This window comes from Kribbella sp. NPDC026596, assembly GCF_040638415.1.
In the GTDB taxonomy this organism is placed as follows: domain Bacteria; phylum Actinomycetota; class Actinomycetes; order Propionibacteriales; family Kribbellaceae; genus Kribbella.
Map to the genome: position 1 here is coordinate 1 of NZ_JBEZYF010000115.1, position 15,351 is coordinate 15,351.

At 68.2% G+C, this 15,351-nt stretch carries 14 protein-coding genes; 11 read left to right on the top strand and 3 right to left on the bottom strand.

Annotation, left to right across the window (positions count from 1 at the left end; all coding sequences use genetic code 11):
- Positions 1-389 precede the first annotated feature (389 nt).
- Positions 390-1,868: a 30S ribosomal protein S1 gene (rpsA, locus tag AB0E63_RS44680; RefSeq protein WP_360380481.1), complete on the top strand. Its 1,479-nt coding sequence runs from the start codon at positions 390-392 to the stop codon at positions 1,866-1,868.
- Between the two features lie 79 nt (positions 1,869-1,947).
- Here rpsA and AB0E63_RS44685 read toward each other — a convergent pair whose 3' ends face one another.
- On the bottom strand, positions 1,948-2,538 hold the full coding sequence (locus tag AB0E63_RS44685) for a hypothetical protein (protein WP_360380483.1): 591 nt from the start codon (positions 2,536-2,538) through the stop codon (positions 1,948-1,950).
- 84 nt (positions 2,539-2,622) lie between these two features.
- Here AB0E63_RS44685 and coaE point away from each other — a divergent pair, with 84 nt between their 5' ends.
- From coaE to uvrB, 6 genes are all read left to right on the top strand, one after another.
- Positions 2,623-3,252: a dephospho-CoA kinase gene (gene coaE / locus AB0E63_RS44690; RefSeq protein ID WP_360380485.1), complete on the top strand. Its 630-nt coding sequence runs from the start codon at positions 2,623-2,625 to the stop codon at positions 3,250-3,252.
- Positions 3,253-3,454: 202 nt separating this feature from the next.
- On the top strand, positions 3,455-4,591 hold the full coding sequence (locus AB0E63_RS44695; protein ID WP_360380488.1) for a PrsW family glutamic-type intramembrane protease: 1,137 nt from the start codon (positions 3,455-3,457) through the stop codon (positions 4,589-4,591).
- Positions 4,588-5,697, top strand: a complete 1,110-nt coding sequence (locus AB0E63_RS44700) for a hypothetical protein (protein ID WP_360380491.1) — start codon at positions 4,588-4,590, stop codon at positions 5,695-5,697. The genes AB0E63_RS44695 and AB0E63_RS44700 overlap by 4 nt, the downstream gene beginning before the upstream one ends.
- Entirely contained in the window at positions 5,694-6,578 is an 885-nt protein-coding gene (locus AB0E63_RS44705) for a hypothetical protein (protein WP_360380493.1), read from the top strand. The genes AB0E63_RS44700 and AB0E63_RS44705 overlap by 4 nt, the downstream gene beginning before the upstream one ends.
- A gap of 34 nt (positions 6,579-6,612) precedes the next feature.
- The gene (locus AB0E63_RS44710) at positions 6,613-7,410 is read left to right on the top strand and encodes a hypothetical protein (protein WP_360380495.1); all 798 of its coding nucleotides are present in this window, start codon (positions 6,613-6,615) and stop codon (positions 7,408-7,410) included.
- Between the two features lie 152 nt (positions 7,411-7,562).
- On the top strand, positions 7,563-9,668 hold the full coding sequence (uvrB, locus tag AB0E63_RS44715) for an excinuclease ABC subunit UvrB (protein WP_360380498.1): 2,106 nt from the start codon (positions 7,563-7,565) through the stop codon (positions 9,666-9,668).
- On the opposite strand, the gene AB0E63_RS44720 is transcribed toward uvrB, so the two are convergent.
- Entirely contained in the window at positions 9,669-10,598 is a 930-nt protein-coding gene (locus AB0E63_RS44720; protein ID WP_360380501.1) for a nitrilase-related carbon-nitrogen hydrolase, read from the bottom strand.
- Between the two features lie 69 nt (positions 10,599-10,667).
- On the opposite strand from AB0E63_RS44720, the gene AB0E63_RS44725 reads away from it, so the two are divergent.
- From AB0E63_RS44725 to AB0E63_RS44740, 4 genes are all read left to right on the top strand, one after another.
- Complete coding sequence (locus AB0E63_RS44725) at positions 10,668-11,036, top strand: VOC family protein (RefSeq protein WP_360380504.1); 369 nt, start codon at positions 10,668-10,670, stop codon at positions 11,034-11,036.
- Positions 11,033-11,380 carry an MmcQ/YjbR family DNA-binding protein gene (locus tag AB0E63_RS44730; protein WP_360380506.1) on the top strand — a complete coding sequence of 116 codons (348 nt, stop codon included), beginning with the start codon at positions 11,033-11,035 and terminating at the stop codon, positions 11,378-11,380. Before AB0E63_RS44725 ends, AB0E63_RS44730 begins: the two co-directional genes overlap by 4 nt.
- A gap of 288 nt (positions 11,381-11,668) precedes the next feature.
- Complete coding sequence (locus AB0E63_RS44735; protein ID WP_360380508.1) at positions 11,669-12,799, top strand: TerC family protein; 1,131 nt, start codon at positions 11,669-11,671, stop codon at positions 12,797-12,799.
- A gap of 168 nt (positions 12,800-12,967) precedes the next feature.
- Entirely contained in the window at positions 12,968-14,821 is a 1,854-nt protein-coding gene (locus AB0E63_RS44740; protein WP_360380510.1) for a hypothetical protein, read from the top strand.
- Between the two features lie 131 nt (positions 14,822-14,952).
- Here AB0E63_RS44740 and AB0E63_RS44745 read toward each other — a convergent pair whose 3' ends face one another.
- Positions 14,953-15,195 (bottom strand): hypothetical protein, encoded by a 243-nt coding sequence (locus tag AB0E63_RS44745; protein ID WP_360380512.1) that lies wholly within the window; start codon positions 15,193-15,195, stop codon positions 14,953-14,955.
- Between the last annotated feature and the right edge of the window lie 156 nt (positions 15,196-15,351).

Below are 15,351 nucleotides of genomic sequence, written 5' to 3' on the forward strand. Positions count from 1 at the left end.
CACGGCACCTCGCCGCACTGGCGCAAAGGCCACGATGCTCCGCATCGAGACCTTCGCTCCAGCACGCCGATGCACCGCACCGAGCACCTGCTCGCGACTGGACGGGGTCAGCACACACCCCCTGGACGTCGTACATTGAGATGAATGGCACGTCGGGAGACCTCGGCGGGCGGCCGGTACGGACCGGGTGCCCCAGGTTGTGCTGTCTTCGTCAAGACCGGTATTCTGTCAGATGCGCTATGGGCCCGCGCGACCTCGGACGGAGCAGGCTCGTGCTCGCAGCAGTCGGTGGTGAATCTGTGCTCTTCAGGCAATCCAGCGGTTTGATGCGATCCAACGGTTCATGACGCGACCGCACAACACCACCAGTCCACGGAGCAACCCACCACATGACGGCCAGCATCGAGGCACCTCTCGACCCCGCAGTACGCAGCACCCCGCAGGTAGCGGTCAATGACATCGGGTCGGAGGAAGACTTCCTCGCGGCGATCGATCAGACCATCAAGTACTTCAACGACGGCGACATCGTCGAGGGCACCATCGTCAAGGTCGACCGGGACGAGGTCCTGCTCGACATCGGTTACAAGACCGAAGGCGTGATCCCCTCCCGCGAGCTGTCGATCAAGCACGACGTCGACCCGAACGAGGTCGTCAACGTCGGCGACCACGTCGAGGCCCTGGTTCTCCAGAAGGAGGACAAGGAAGGCCGCCTGATCCTCTCGAAGAAGCGCGCCCAGTACGAGAAGGCCTGGGGCACGATCGAGAAGATCAAGGAAGAGGACGGCGTCGTCACCGGCACGGTCATCGAGGTCGTCAAGGGTGGTCTCATCCTGGACATCGGCCTGCGTGGCTTCCTGCCGGCATCGCTCGTCGAGATGCGCCGGGTCCGCGACCTCCAGCCGTACGTCGGCCAGGAGATCGAGGCCAAGATCATCGAGCTGGACAAGAACCGCAACAACGTGGTCCTGTCCCGCCGGGCGTGGCTGGAGCAGACGCAGTCCGAGGTGCGGATGAACTTCCTCACCCAGCTGCAGAAGGGCCAGATCCGCAAGGGTGTCGTCTCCTCGATCGTCAACTTCGGTGCGTTCGTGGACCTCGGCGGCGTCGACGGTCTGGTGCACGTCTCGGAGCTGTCCTGGAAGCACATCGACCACCCGACCGAGGTGGTCGAGGTCGGCCAGGAGGTCACCGTCGAGGTGCTGGACGTCGACATGGACCGCGAGCGTGTCTCGCTGTCGCTGAAGGCGACCCAGGAAGACCCGTGGCAGCAGTTCGCCCGGACCCACCAGATGGGCCAGATCGTGCCCGGCAAGGTCACCAAGCTGGTTCCGTTCGGTGCGTTCGTCCGCGTGGAGGAGGGCATCGAGGGTCTGGTGCACATCTCCGAGCTGGCCGAGCGGCACGTCGAGATCCCGGAGCAGGTCGTCCAGGTCAACGACGACGTCATGGTCAAGATCATCGACATCGACCTGGAGCGGCGCCGGATCTCGCTGTCGCTCAAGCAGGCCAACGAGGGTGTCGACCCGGTCTCGGACGACTTCGACCCGACGCTGTACGGCATGACCGCGACGTACGACGACCAGGGCAACTACGTCTACCCCGAGGGCTTCGACCCGGAGACCGGCGAGTGGCTCGAGGGCTTCGACGCTCAGCGCGAGGAGTGGGAGCGGCAGTACGCCGAGGCCCACACGCGCTGGGAGGCCCACAAGAAGCAGATCGAGGACGCCAAGACGGCGGACGTCGAGGCCGGCGAGGCGTCGACGTACTCCTCTGCGGCTGCTCCGAAGGACGACGCTCCCGTCGAGGGTGCGCTCGCTTCCGACGAGGCGCTGCAGGCGCTCCGCGAGAAGCTGACCGGCCAGGGCTGATCCCGGCCCGGTAGGTAGCAAGACCCGGAACCCCCGCACTCCCGTACTGGGTGCGGGGGTTCCGTATGTCTGCGGTGGGTCAGTCGTAGGCGCGGCGGGGTTTCGGCTCGCCGAGGTCGGTGCCCCACTGGCCGCGGCCTTCGCCCTTCAGCCGCATCTTCAGCTCCATGATCTGCGCCCGTGCCCCGCTGGCGGTGAAGAAGCCGGTCAGATAGGACTCGTTCGGCGCTCCGACCTCCCAGGCCGGCACCTGTTGTTCGCCGTACCTGACCATGCGGATCGCGGGGTCCTCGCCGGCGCTGATGCGGGCCGCATCCTGTGCGCAGGCGGGCACCCGGCGGGTCGGTCCGTAGGCCGGCGTCCAAACCACATCTGTGCTCGACGGGCCGTGCTGTGGATTGAAGAAGCAGGGCGTACGTCGCTCCGGCAGCGGAGCGCCCGTGAGTCGGGCTCGGGCGCACGCCAGCGAGTAGCGGCCGGCGGTGAGAGTGTCGATCAGTGTGCTGACCGAATCGGCTGACGTCAGCTTGTCGACCATCCGCCGGGCGGACTCGTACGCATCGAGCGCGGACTGATAGTCGTGCCGCAGCTCTGTGTCGAGCTCGCCGGTCAGCATGTCGCCGAAGCGCGCGAGCTCCTCGCCGAACTGGATCACGTCCTCGTCGGCCATCGATCGAACCTGCCGGAGCTCGAGTGCGGCCCGGCGTCGCAACCACCCCATAAGCCATGCTAGGCCGCTGAGTAAGGTGCATGCGTGCTGAGAGTGGGACTGACCGGTGGAATCGGATCCGGGAAGAGCGCGGTGTCGTCGCGGCTGGCGGCCCGTGGGGCCGTGCTGATCGACTCGGACGTGCTCGCGCGCGAGGTGGTCGCCAAGGGAACAGGCGGGCTCGACGAGGTGGTTGCGGCCTTCGGCGACGGCGTACTGACCGCCGAGGGCGAGCTGGATCGGCCGGCGCTCGGGCGGATCGTGTTCGGTGACGAGCCGGCCCGGCGGAGGCTGGAGGCGATCATCCATCCGCGCGTCCGGGCGCGGGCCGCCGAGATCGAGGCAGAGTCACCCGCCGGCGCGATCGTCGTCCATGACATCCCGCTGCTGGTGGAGACCGGTCAGGCGGACAGGTTCGACGTCGTCCTGGTGGTCGACGCGCCGGTCGACGTACAGCTGGAGCGGTTGAAATCGCAGCGCGGGATGACTGAGGCGGAAGCCAAGCAGCGGATCGCCAGCCAGGCGTCCCGGGAGGACCGGCTCGCGGTGGCCGATCTCGTCGTGGACAACTCCGGCACGCTCGCCGATCTGGACCAGCGGATCGATCAGGTGTGGGCCGCCCTACAGGACCACGCAGCGCATGATCCAGGCCACGGTCCGGACACGAAAAGGTGACCCCTGCGCGGTAAATGATGAATCCGGGACCGGCTGTACGAGAATCTGTCCCGGTTCGGCCCGGGAAGTGATCGGGCCGGCCACCGACGGCGCGTCCCGCGCCGGTCCGGACGTCCGAGGTTGGGAGGATGGCGTGGTTTGCCCGCGCTGCAACTCTGACGTCCCCGAGGTGTCGCACTTCTGCCACCACTGTGGCAACGATGTGCGCTCCGGGGACGCCGAGCGGAAGAACGCGTACGCTGCCAGGCCGGATGAGCCGGTGGCGTCGTTCAAGCTGGTTTCGACGATCATGCCGCAGGGCTCCGGCACGCAGCCGTACACGTACAAGGTCGCGCTCGGCGTCGGCCTGCTGCTGACCGTCGTGACCGCCGCGCTCGGTGCGCTGCCGGTGGCGATCATGATCGCGGCGTTCGCCATTCCGATCGTCTACATCCTCTACCTGTACGACGTGAACCTCTGGGAGGACGAGCCGATCCCGGTCGTCGCCGCGGCGTTCGTGCTGACCGGCGTACTGGCCGCGGTGTTCACCTGGCTGTGGTCGGACAAGCTCGCGCTCACGCTCGACACGATCGGAGGCAACGACGCCGGCCCGTCCGGGCGTGACCTGCTGATCCTGCTCCTGCTGGTGCCGGTCGTCTCGGAGCTGATCCGGCAGATCGGCCCGCTCTACCTGGCCTCCCGGCCGCGGTACGACGACCTGATGGACGGCTTCACCTTCGGTGTGGTGGCCGGTGTCGGCTACGCGTGTTTCGAGACGCTGGTGCTGCACTGGGGCTGGATCAGCGGCGGCTTCGCCGGTCCGGGCAGCAGCGCCGGTACCTGGATCTCGATCGTGGTCCTGCACGGTTTCATCAAGCCACTGATCTACGGTTCGGCGACCGGCCTCGCGGGTGCGGAGTTCTCCGGCCTGGGCGAGGGGTACGACGGCTTCACGCCGCGCTGGGTCTCCGGCGTACTCCAGGCGATCGCGGTCAACGCACTGTTCCAGGGCGGTGTCTACCTCCTCGGCTTCGTCGGCGGCCACGGCTCGACCATCGGCGCGATCCTCGGTGTGCTCTGGGGCCTGCTGCTGCTCGGCGCGCTGATCATCCGGGTGCGGACCGTGCTGCACAAGGGTCTTCTCGAGGCGGCGCTGGAGTCGGCCGCGCGCGGTGGTTCGAACCACGCGTCCGGCGACCTGGCGTTCTGCTCGCGCTGTGAGATGCCGCTGCTCCCGCACTCCGACTTCTGCTCCGCGTGCGGCAACTCGGTGCGATCCGTGCCGAAGTCCGCCCGGGGTGTGACGGCACCGGCGGGCGCGAGTGGGTACGAAGCGACGACTGGGGAGACGCAGGTATGAGCAATCCACAACCGCCCCACGGACCGGGCGGCCAGCCGCCGTACGGCGGTCAGCCGGGTCATCCCCAAGGTCAGCCGGGTCAGCCCCAAGGTCAGCCGGGTCAGCCCCAAGGTCAGCCGGGTTATGGGCAGCCGCAGGGACAGCCTCGCTACGGACAGCAGCCCGGTCAGCCGCAGGGTCAGCCGGGGTACGGTCAGCAGCCGGGTTACGGGCAGCAGCCGCCGCAGGACCAGCCCGGGTACGGGCGCCCGCCGCAGGCCCCGCCGGGATACGGTCAGCAGCCGGGCCAACCGCCGTACCCGCAGCCTGGTCAGCAGACGTTCCCCGGCCAGCAGCAGGCGCCGTACCAGGGGCAGCAGCAGTACCAGGGCCAGCCGTACCCCGGCCAGCAGCAGTATCCGCAGCAACAGCAGTATCCGCAGCAACAGCAGTACCAGGGCCAGCAGCAGTGGGGTCAGCACGCTGGTCGGACCCCGCGCGGCAAGGGCGGCAACAAGATCCTGTTCATCGCCGGCGGTGCGTTCGCCGTCGTCGCAGTGATCGGTGTCGTGCTGGCCGTCGTCTTCAACCAGGGCGACGACAAGAAGGCGGAGCCGACCCCGGAGCCGACGACCAGCCAGAGCACCGAGCCGACCGGCAACGTCGACGAGGGCATCGAGGTCGCCGAGGGCGTCTTCGTGAAGCCGCAGCCGGGCTACCTCCGCAAGAGCCTGGACAAGTTCACCGGCGTCTACCTGCTCAAGCAGGGCGAGGCGTACTTCATGGTGAACGCGTGGAAGGCCGACGCGGGTGAGAACACCGCGACGGTGCTCCCGCAGTTGATGTCCGCGGAGACCAAGGACCTGTCCTCGGTCAAGAAGGGCGAGCCGAAGGAGACCAAGCCGGGCGAGGGCGACAAGACCGACGTGAAGGTCGTCACCACGCAAAGCTTCGACGCGGTCTCCACCACCCAGAACGGCAGCTTGCCGGTGGTCGGGTTCGTCGGCGTGATCGAGCGCAACGACGGCGTCATCACGATCATTCGGGTGTACGGGCGCAAGGACAAGGTGTCCACCATCCAGCCGGACTCGACCGCGATGCTGCGGTCGGTGGTCAAGAGCCAGTGAGCGGCAAGCGCGACAAGGGTTCCGGCGCGGGCAACCCCTGGGTCAACAAGCCCGGTCCGGACGAGGACGACGGGGCGACGCCTGAACCGGAGCGGCCCATATCGCCGTGGGACCTGGAAGTGCCACCGCCGCCGTCGCCGTGGGCCGACCCGAACACCCCCGGACCGGGGCCAGGCCCCGGTCCGGCGACGGAGACGAGCTCGGCCTGGGGTGAGAAGGTCGGGCCGCCGTCGTTGCGGCGGCCACCGCCGGAGAAGAAGGGTCCGCGGTTCCCGCCGCTGCTGATCCCGATCGCCGCCGGCCTGATCGTGGTCGTCCTGGTCGCGATCGCGCTGATCGTGCTGTCCGGCGGCGACGACACCGCGGACCCCACGCCGACCCCGACGCCGACGGTGACTTCGCCGACGACGTCGTACCAGCCGCCCGCGAACGCGATCGCGGTCGGCTTCGGCGTCTCCGTCGTACCGGTGGACGGCTGGAGCCTGCTGGCGAAGGAGACGCAGGGCAAGGAGCTCGTAACGTACGCACCGAACGGTGAGCCGCGCTCGTTCTTCTGGGTCCGGCAGAAGGAGAACGTCACCGCGCAGGCATACGTGCTCGGCATCGTCGAGGGCGAGACCGAGAACGAGATCGCCCAGCTGGGCAACGTCCGGAACCTGCCGTGCCCGAAGGACGTCCTGGAGGAGTGCGTCGCGATCAGCTACACCTCCACCGCCAAGGACAAGTCCGGCGCGGACGTGAAGGTGCAGGGCTACGTCGAGGCGTACCGGCGCAAGGACAAGGTGGTCACCGCGCTGGACTTCCGCACCCGCGTCGACTTCGCCCAGAAGGCCGAGGCGGACGCGACGACGATGAAGAAGTCGGTGCTCGACAGCCTGTGATGACGATTCCCCTGAACGACCGCGAGGAACAGCTATGAGTCAGCAGTACGGGCCGCCCCCGGGACCGCCTCCCGCCCCCGCTCCCGGCGGCTGGGGACCCGGACCCGCCGGTCCCTCGCGGTCTGGTGGTTGGGGTCCGGGGCCGAACCGGCCGCCGCAGCGCCCGGCGAAGTCGAACCGGACCCAGTGGATCATCATGGCCGGCGCGATCGTCGCGGTCGCGCTGATCGCGGTCGGCGTAGTGGTGCTGGTCACCGGCGGCGGAAAGGCTGACGACCCGGCCGCGACTGACACCCCGGACCCGACCGGCACCCTGTACACGCCGTCGCCGACGCCCACGCCGGACGACACCAAAGGCCCGAACGACATCGGGGTCGAGGTCGGCTGGGGTGTCTGGTTCACGCCGGCCAAGGGCTGGCTGCCGGACTGGGACACGTCCAAGAGCGGGAAGAACTACATGCTGCAGCAGTTCAACGCGCGCGGGCTGCTCGACGGGTACTACTGGGTCCGGCAGACCGAGTTGTACGACGCGAAGGGCTTCGCCGAGCACCTGGTCGACATCGAGTCGAACGGCATGCAGGGCGTCCGGATCGGCATGGGCGTGGCCTGCAAGCCGGCGAACGAGTCGATCAAGGCCTGCTATGCGCTGTCGTACGCCGGCGTGTGGGTGGGAAAGACCGGGAAGAAGGTCGCGATGCGGGGCTTCGTGACCGCCTACCAGGACAAGTTCGACCGCGTCACCGCCACCGACGCCGCCCTGGAAACCAGAGTCTACGAACGCCGAGTCAACGAACTCATCTACATGAACAACTCAGTCATAAAGAGCATGTGACCTACGCCAACCACCCACGGAGCATGTGCGGCACCCACCCAGCGTGTGACTTGCGGAACCCACCCACCCGCCGAGCGCAGCGAGGTGGGTGTCTTTTGTGCTCTGACCTGGGGTTTTAGATTCTGTCGGTGGTGGGTCGTACGGTGGGGGGCATGAGACAGGTCTCGGATCTCCAGCGTATGGTCGCCCCGCTGAAGGTGGTGTCCGATTTCGAACCGGCCGGTGACCAGCCGGCCGCGATCGCGGACCTCGAGCGGCGGATCAACGCCGGCGAACAGGACGTCGTCCTGCTGGGCGCCACCGGAACCGGTAAGACCGCGACCATCGCCTGGCTGGCCGAGAAGATCCAGCGCCCGATGCTGATCCTCCAGCCGAACAAGACCCTGGCCGCCCAGTTCGCGAACGAGCTGCGCCACTTCTTCCCCGCCAACGCAGTCGAGTACTTCGTCTCCTACTACGACTACTACCAGCCCGAGGCGTATGTCCCGCAGACGGACACCTACATCGAGAAGGACTCCTCGATCAACGAGGAGGTCGAGCGCCTGCGGCACTCGGCCACCTGGTCGCTGCTGACCCGCCGCGACGTGGTCGTGGTCGCGACCGTCTCCTGCATCTACGGCCTGGGTTCCGCGGACGAGTATCTGAACCGCATGATCCACGTGAAGGTCGGCACCGAGATGGACCGCGACGGCCTGCTCCGCAAGCTCGTCGGCGTGCAGTACGCGCGGAACGACCTGGCCGGCACCCGGGGCACGTTCCGGGTCCGCGGCGACACGCTCGAGGTGTTCCCGGTGTACCAGGAGCTCGCCGTCCGGGTGGAGTTCTTCGGCGACGAGATCGAGCGCGTGATGACGCTGCACCCGCTGACCGGTGAGGTGATCAGCGAGGAGGACGAGGTCTACATCGGCGCCGCGACGCACTACGTGACCGCGCCGGAGCGGATGGAGCGCGCGATCACCTCGATCGAGGCCGAGCTGGAGGAGCGGCTGGCCGAGCTCGAGCGCGGTGGGCAGTTGCTGGAAGCACAGCGGCTCCGGATGCGGACGACGTACGACATCGAGATGATGCGTCAGATCGGCACGTGCTCCGGCATCGAGAACTACTCGCGGCACACCGACGGTCGAGAGCCCGGTACCGCGCCGCACTGTCTGCTGGACTACTTTCCCGAGGACTTCCTGCTGGTCATCGACGAGTCGCACGTGACCGTCCCGCAGATCGGCGGGATGTACGAGGGCGACATGTCCCGGAAGCGGACGCTGGTCGAGCACGGGTTCCGGCTGCCGTCGGCGATGGACAACCGCCCGCTGCGCTGGGAGGAGTTCCTGGAGCGGATCGGCCAGACCGTCTACCTGTCCGCGACCCCGGGGCAGTACGAGCAGGACAAGTCCGACGGGCACGTCGAGCAGCTCATCCGGCCGACCGGTCTGGTCGACCCCGAGGTGATCGTGAAGCCGACCAAGGGCCAGATCGACGACCTGATCCACGAGATCCGGATCCGGGTCGAGCGCGACGAGCGCGTCCTGGTCACCACCCTGACCAAGAAGATGTCCGAGGACCTGACCGACTACCTGCTGGAGATGGGGATCCGGACCAGGTATCTGCACAGCGAGGTCGACACGCTCCGCCGGGTCGAGCTGCTCCGCGAGCTGCGGATGGGTGAGTACGACGTTCTGGTCGGTATCAACCTGCTGCGTGAGGGCCTCGACCTGCCGGAGGTGTCGCTGGTCGCGATCCTGGACGCCGACAAGGAAGGCTTCCTGCGCTCCGGCCGGTCACTGATCCAGACCATCGGCCGCGCCGCCCGGAACGTGTCCGGCCAGGTGTTCATGTACGCCGACAAGATCACCCCGTCGATGGAGCTGGCGATCGACGAGACGAATCGGCGCCGGGCCAAGCAGATCGCGTACAACGAGGCGAACGGCGTCGACCCGCAGCCGCTGCGGAAGAGGATCGCCGACATCACCGACATGCTGGCCCGTGAGGACGCCGACACCGCCGAGCTGCTCGGCTCCGGCCGGACGCAGTCGCGCGGCAAGGCACCGGTGCCGGGTGGAGGCAAGGCGAAGGCGGGGGAGAAGGCGAAGGAGCTGGCCGGCGGCCTGCCGTCGTCCGACCTGGCCGACCTGATCCAGCAGCTCACCGACCAGATGCACAACGCGGCCGCGGAGCTCCAGTTCGAGATCGCGGCCCGCTACCGCGACGAGATCTCCGAGCTGAAGAAGGAGCTCCGTCAGATGACCAACGCGGGAGCGAAGTAGTCAGTCCCGCGATACGACAGTGTGCTTCGGTGACTCGTCGACGTGCAGGGTGAAGATGTCCGGCCGCGCATAGTGGCCGACGGCATCGAAATCGAACCTGCCGCGATCCAGCTCGCCGAGATCCAGCTCGGCGAGCAGGACACCTTCGCCACCGCGTAACGGGCCGGCCAGGATCTCACCGAGCGGGGAGACGATCACGCTGCCGCCGTTGATCAGGACCGTCTCCGGCGCGTCGCCCTGGATCGGGTGGACGTCGTCGGGGAGGTCGGCGCGGGTGAGGTACTGGTTCGCGCTGATCACGAAGCAGCGGCCCTCGAGTGCGACATGCCGCATGGTCGCTTGCCACTGATCACGGTCGTCCACCGTGGGTGCGCACCAGAGCTCGACACCCTTGGCGTACATGGCCTGCCGGAACAGCGGCATGTAGTTCTCCCAGCAGATCGCCGCGCCGAGCACACCGAACTCCGTGCGTACGGCGGGCATGGTCGAGCCGTCGCCGTGGCCCCAGAGGAAGCGCTCGGCCGCGGTCGGCATCAGCTTGCGGTGCTTTGCGACCAGTCCTCCGACGGGGTCGATGAACGGCGCCGTGCAGTACAACGTGCCACCATCGCGCTCGATGACGCCGGCGACGACGTGAACGCCCAGCTCGGCCGCGAGTTCGGCCAGCCTGCTGGTCTCCGGACCGGGCACCTCGATGGCCGCCTCGCGGTACCGCCGAAAGGTGTCGCGACCTTCGGGCGACCGTGAACCAACGGTGACGCCGAAGTCGAGACCCTTGGGGTAGCCGCCGAGGAAGGCCTCCGGCAGGACGACCAGCCGCGCGCCGCCCGCTGCGGCCTCCCGCAGGTACCGCTCGGCCTTGACCAGGGTCGCGGGGGTGTCGAACAGCGTGGAACCGGCCTGGACCGCGGCGACGACGACAGAAGTCATGCCGAGCAGCGTAGTTCTGTCCGCCGCGAGGTCTACTGTGCCTGTCAGACCTACCAGGGGAGGACGGCAATGTTCGATCACCTGTCGCTGCAATGTGACGACCTGGGCGCGAGCCGGCGGTTCTACGAGCAACTGCTCGGTCCGCTGGGGATCAGCGTGAGCATGGACTTCGGCGACGTGCTCGGGCTGTCCGGGCCGGACGGCGTACCGAAGTTCTGGCTTGGCAAGCACACGACCGGCGGCGCGCAGCGGGAGATCCACCTCGCCTTCACCGCCGCGGATCGCGCGGCGGTGGATACCTTCCACGCCTCCGCGCGGGAGTTGGACGCCGAGATCCTGCACGAACCCCGCGAATGGCCTGAGTACCACCCCGGCTACTACGCGGTCTTCGTGCGCGACCCGGACGGCAACAATGTCGAAGCAGTGAGCCACGCGTGACGAGGCTGAGTGGGGAAGAGATCCTCGCGCACTGCCTGGCGAAGCCGGGCGCCTGGCAGGACGAGCCTTGGGAGGGTGACGTCGTCGCGAAGGTCGGGGACAAGATCTTCGCGTTCCTCGGCGGTGGCGAGGGAGTCGGGCTCAAGTGCGGCGCCAACCGGGACGAGGCGGACGAACTCGTCGACACCTACCCCGACGACGTCAGCAAGATGGCCTACATCGGGCGATCCGGGTGGAACACGGTCCGCCTCGGCGGGACTGTTCCCGACGACGAGATCCTCGAGCTGATCGACACGTCGTACGAGACGATCGTCGCCAAGCTGCCGAAGAGCAGACGCCCGTAGCAGACGAACACCACGCGTTCATCGGGGTCCAATTGATCACGCTGCGCAATTATTCCCTGACTGGGCTGTGACGATATCGACAGGCGGACACGGCGCGCTGGATTTGGAGTCTTGGACATCGACCCGTCAGAATAGTCGTGGAGAAGGGGAGTATTCCTTCGCGGCGGCATCGTCATCACGGTCAAGGATTCGCTCCTGCGCCCGGTGCCACCGGCCGGACTCATCACACTGAGCGCGGCGGAAGAGACCTTCGGAGTCCTGTTTCGTCTGAGCTCCGGAGGTTATTTGATGCACGTTGCTGACTACGTTTGGTACATCACGGTCGGCGTGCTGCTCGCGCTGCTGGCCTTCGACGTCTTCATCATCGGCCGCCGCCCGCACGAACCGACCACCCGGGAGTCCGCGATCGCGATCGCGTTCTACGTCGGTCTGGCGGTCCTGTTCGGCCTCGGGGTGTGGGCGTTCTCCGGCGGCAACTATGCGGGGGAGTTCTTCGCCGGCTGGCTGACCGAGTACAGCCTCAGCGTGGACAACCTGTTCATCTTCCTGATCATCATGTCGAGGTTCGGCGTACCCAGGAAGTACCAGCAGACCGCCCTGCTGGTGGGCATCATCCTGGCGCTCGTCTTCCGCGGCATCTTCATCGCGGTCGGTGCGGCCGCGATCAACCAGTTCTCCTGGATCTTCTACCTGTTCGGCGCGTTCCTGCTCTACACCGCGGTCCACCTGGCGAGGCAGGGCGAGAACGACGACGAGGACTTCAAGGAGAACGCGGTCATCCGGTTCGCCAAGAAGCGGCTGAACGCCACCGACGAGTACAACGGCGTCAAGCTCACCGTGATCAAGAACGGCAAGCGGCTCGTCACCCCGATGGCGATCGTGATCGTCGCGCTCGGTACCACCGACCTGCTGTTCGCGCTCGACTCGATCCCGGCGATCTACGGCCTGACCCAGGAGCCGTTCCTGGTCTTCACCGCGAACGTGTTCGCGCTGATGGGTCTGCGGCAGCTGTACTTCCTGCTCGGCGATCTGCTCAAGCGTCTGGTCTACCTGTCGCTGGGCCTGTCGGTCGTGCTCGCCTTCATCGGCGTGAAGCTGGTGCTGCACGCGATGCACGAGAACGAGCTCCCGTTCATCAACGGCGGCCACCACATCGAGTGGGCTCCCGAGATCCCGATCTGGTTCTCGCTCGGCTTCATCATCATCACGCTCGGTATCACCACCGTCGCCAGCCTCCGCAAGTCCCGCGCCCTCCCGGCAGACCCCGCGGCGGACACCGACGACCCGCCGGCCGCTTCGAACGGCACGCCGGCCGCTTCGAACGGTACGACGGAGCCCGAGCTCGACCCGAAGACCAAGGCGGAGCTCGACGCCCTCCGCGAGCCGGAGCCGCACGAGTCGGACTCCAAGAAGCCCTGACCTGACAAGCCTTCACGTCGCCCCGGACCCTGCGGTCCGGGGCGACTCGTGTGTCAGGCCCTCACCTGGTCCGGCGTACCAGCGACTTGGTGCGGACGGGACCGATCCGGTGCCTGGTCTGCCGCGAACCGCTGGAAAAGGGCGGGGACCGGTGGAGGGATCGAGATCATGCGAGTGCCCGGACTGCACAAGCTCAGCAAACGACCCGGACGAGACCGCGGACGGCATCGCCGCGGCCGGCCGGCGGCCCAGCATCGCTGGCAGTCGGCGGGTTTGGCCGGCGGGGTGTTGACCCTCGCAGCGGTGGTGGCCCTGACAGCGTCGGGGACCGCACAGCTCCCGGACCGCCCCCCGACCGGCCGGTACGACGCGGCCGAGGGTGCGGAGGCGTCGACGGCCGATCCGTTCATCGATGACGAGGTGCTGGACGAGTTCGTCAAGCCGGAGCAGCTGGTCGCGGTCCCCGTCGGGCCCGGCCGGGTGGCGAAACCGGTGCAGATGGTGCTCTCCGGTGCGCCGGTGATCAGCACGCTCGGCGAGAGCGGGATCCCCGAGGTCGCCGTACGGGCGTACAAGAAGGCCGAGGCGCGGTTGGCAGTCAGCGACCCCGGCTGTGGGGTGCCGTGGACGCTGCTCGCCGCGATCGGACGGGTGGAGTCCAACCACGGGCGGTTCGGTGGCGCCAAGCTGCGCGACGACGGCTCGGCGACCCGGCGGATCCGCGGCATCCCGCTCGACGGCCGGCCGAACGTCACGCTGATCCGCGACTCCGACGGCGGCGCGCTTGACGGCGACACCGTGTATGACCGCGCGGTCGGGCCGATGCAGTTCATCCCGTCGACCTGGCGCTCGGTGAACGCGGACGGCAACGGCGACGGGTTCGCCGACCCGAACAACCTGTTCGACGCCGCGCAGGGCGCCGCCCAATACCTCTGCACCGGTACGTCGAACCTGCGCGACCCGGCCCGCGCCGGTCAGGCGGTACGGCGCTATAACAACGCCGACTCCTATGTCCGGGTAGTCCTCGGGCTGGCCCGGACGTACGAAGCCGGCCGGGTGGTCGGCCTGCCGTCGACCGGAGACCTGCTCCCGAACGAGCCCGTCGACCCGCCGGCGATCCGCCCCTGGCCGACCGACGATCAGCCAGGCGACTCGGTCCTCGCCAAACCCGCTCCAACCCAACGCACCGAACCCGCCTGGCCACCACGAGCGACGACCCGCCCGCAGCCGACGACCGCGCCACCGAACTGGCCGAACCCGGTCGTCCCCCTGCCCAGCAAGCCCATCGCCCCCAAACCCCCCGCAACTACAACCAACCCGAAGCCGTCCCAGCCGACCCAGACCCAACCGCCCCAGCCGAAGCCGTCCGCGCCGAAGCCGTCCAAGCCCGCTCCGACCCAACCGCCCAAGCCGGAACCGTCCGCGCCGCAGCCGTCCAAGCCCGCTCCGACCCAACCGCCCAAGCCGACGCCCTCCCGTCCGACGGCGACCGAGCCCCAACCGTCCGAACCCGAGTCGACGCAACCGTCCCAGCCGAAGCCGTCCGAGCCCCAACGGTCCGAGTCCAAGCCGACCCAACGGTCCGAGCCGAAGCCATCCGAGCCGAAGCCGTCTGAGCCCGAGGCGCCTCAGCCGTCCGAGCCGACGCCGTCACAGCCGAAGGCGTCCGAGGCCGAACCGTCGGAGTCCGGTTCACCCACGCCGGCACCGTCCGCCGAACCGACCCCGGAGCGGAAGCCGACCACAGCCGCCGTCGGCTGGGCTCCGGCGATGCGCCAAGTAGTCGGCCGAGCCCTGGCCCGACCCGCCTGCCCTCCAACCCGCACCCCCCAAACCGACCAGCACTCCAAGCCCTGCCCCGACGCCTCGGCGAAACCGTCCCCGACCCGGGACGCCAAGAACCCGGACGCCAAGAACCCGGCCGACAAGAGCCAGGACGGCCAGAACCGGGAACGGTGCACACCGCAGAACGTCTGCAAGGTCCCGAGCTCCCCGCGTCCGCCCGCCAAGCCCGGGCGCTAAGCGACAGGCCGGCCATATATCCGAGGTGCACGACCCAGTGCGTCGCCGGGTTGAAGCGAGAGCTCCACGAAGGAGCTCTCGCCCGGCCGGTCGGTGGCGCGGGCTCCGGGGACGAGGGCCTCGCCGGGTGGTTAGTGGCGCTTGCGGCGGTCTGCCTTCGACTGCGCTCGGCGGCGCTTCCGCTCGCGGCGAGCCTGGTCCTGCTCGGCGTGGGTTCGCTCATGCTCGGGGTGGGTTCGCTCATGCTCGGTGTGGGTGGACCCGATGCTCCCCGGTGACGCGGTGCTGTCGCCGGCCTTGACCCGGGCATTGCGGATCAGAACCACGACCACGCAGAGGATCGCCAGCCCGGAGAACATGATCACGTACCACATGCGGATCCCCTCCCACTCGTTGTCGATTCTCGGCGCAAAGAGCGGTGCCCGCCTCATCCGTCACGGCTGACCCACTTGCGCGGCGGACAAAGACACCGTCGCCTCCGCCGAGGTGGCGGAGGCGACGGTGGGTTGAGGCCGGAGCGTGGCGGCGCG

Excerpts from the sequence above, each read along its gene's own strand:
- AB0E63_RS44745 (WP_360380512.1), bottom strand. The coding sequence starts at position 15,195 with ATGTGGTACGTGATCATGTTCTCCGGGCTGGCGATCCTCTGCGTGGTC.
- AB0E63_RS44740 (WP_360380510.1), top strand. The coding sequence starts at position 12,968 with ATGCGAGTGCCCGGACTGCACAAGCTCAGCAAACGACCCGGACGAGAC.
- AB0E63_RS44710 (WP_360380495.1), top strand. The coding sequence starts at position 6,613 with ATGAGTCAGCAGTACGGGCCGCCCCCGGGACCGCCTCCCGCCCCCGCT.
- AB0E63_RS44725 (WP_360380504.1), top strand. The coding sequence starts at position 10,668 with ATGTTCGATCACCTGTCGCTGCAATGTGACGACCTGGGCGCGAGCCGG.
- AB0E63_RS44700 (WP_360380491.1), top strand. The coding sequence starts at position 4,588 with ATGAGCAATCCACAACCGCCCCACGGACCGGGCGGCCAGCCGCCGTAC.
- AB0E63_RS44720 (WP_360380501.1), bottom strand. The coding sequence starts at position 10,598 with ATGACTTCTGTCGTCGTCGCCGCGGTCCAGGCCGGTTCCACGCTGTTC.
- uvrB (WP_360380498.1), top strand. The coding sequence starts at position 7,563 with ATGAGACAGGTCTCGGATCTCCAGCGTATGGTCGCCCCGCTGAAGGTG.
- rpsA (WP_360380481.1), top strand. The coding sequence starts at position 390 with ATGACGGCCAGCATCGAGGCACCTCTCGACCCCGCAGTACGCAGCACC.
- AB0E63_RS44735 (WP_360380508.1), top strand. The coding sequence starts at position 11,669 with ATGCACGTTGCTGACTACGTTTGGTACATCACGGTCGGCGTGCTGCTC.
- AB0E63_RS44685 (WP_360380483.1), bottom strand. The coding sequence starts at position 2,538 with ATGGCCGACGAGGACGTGATCCAGTTCGGCGAGGAGCTCGCGCGCTTC.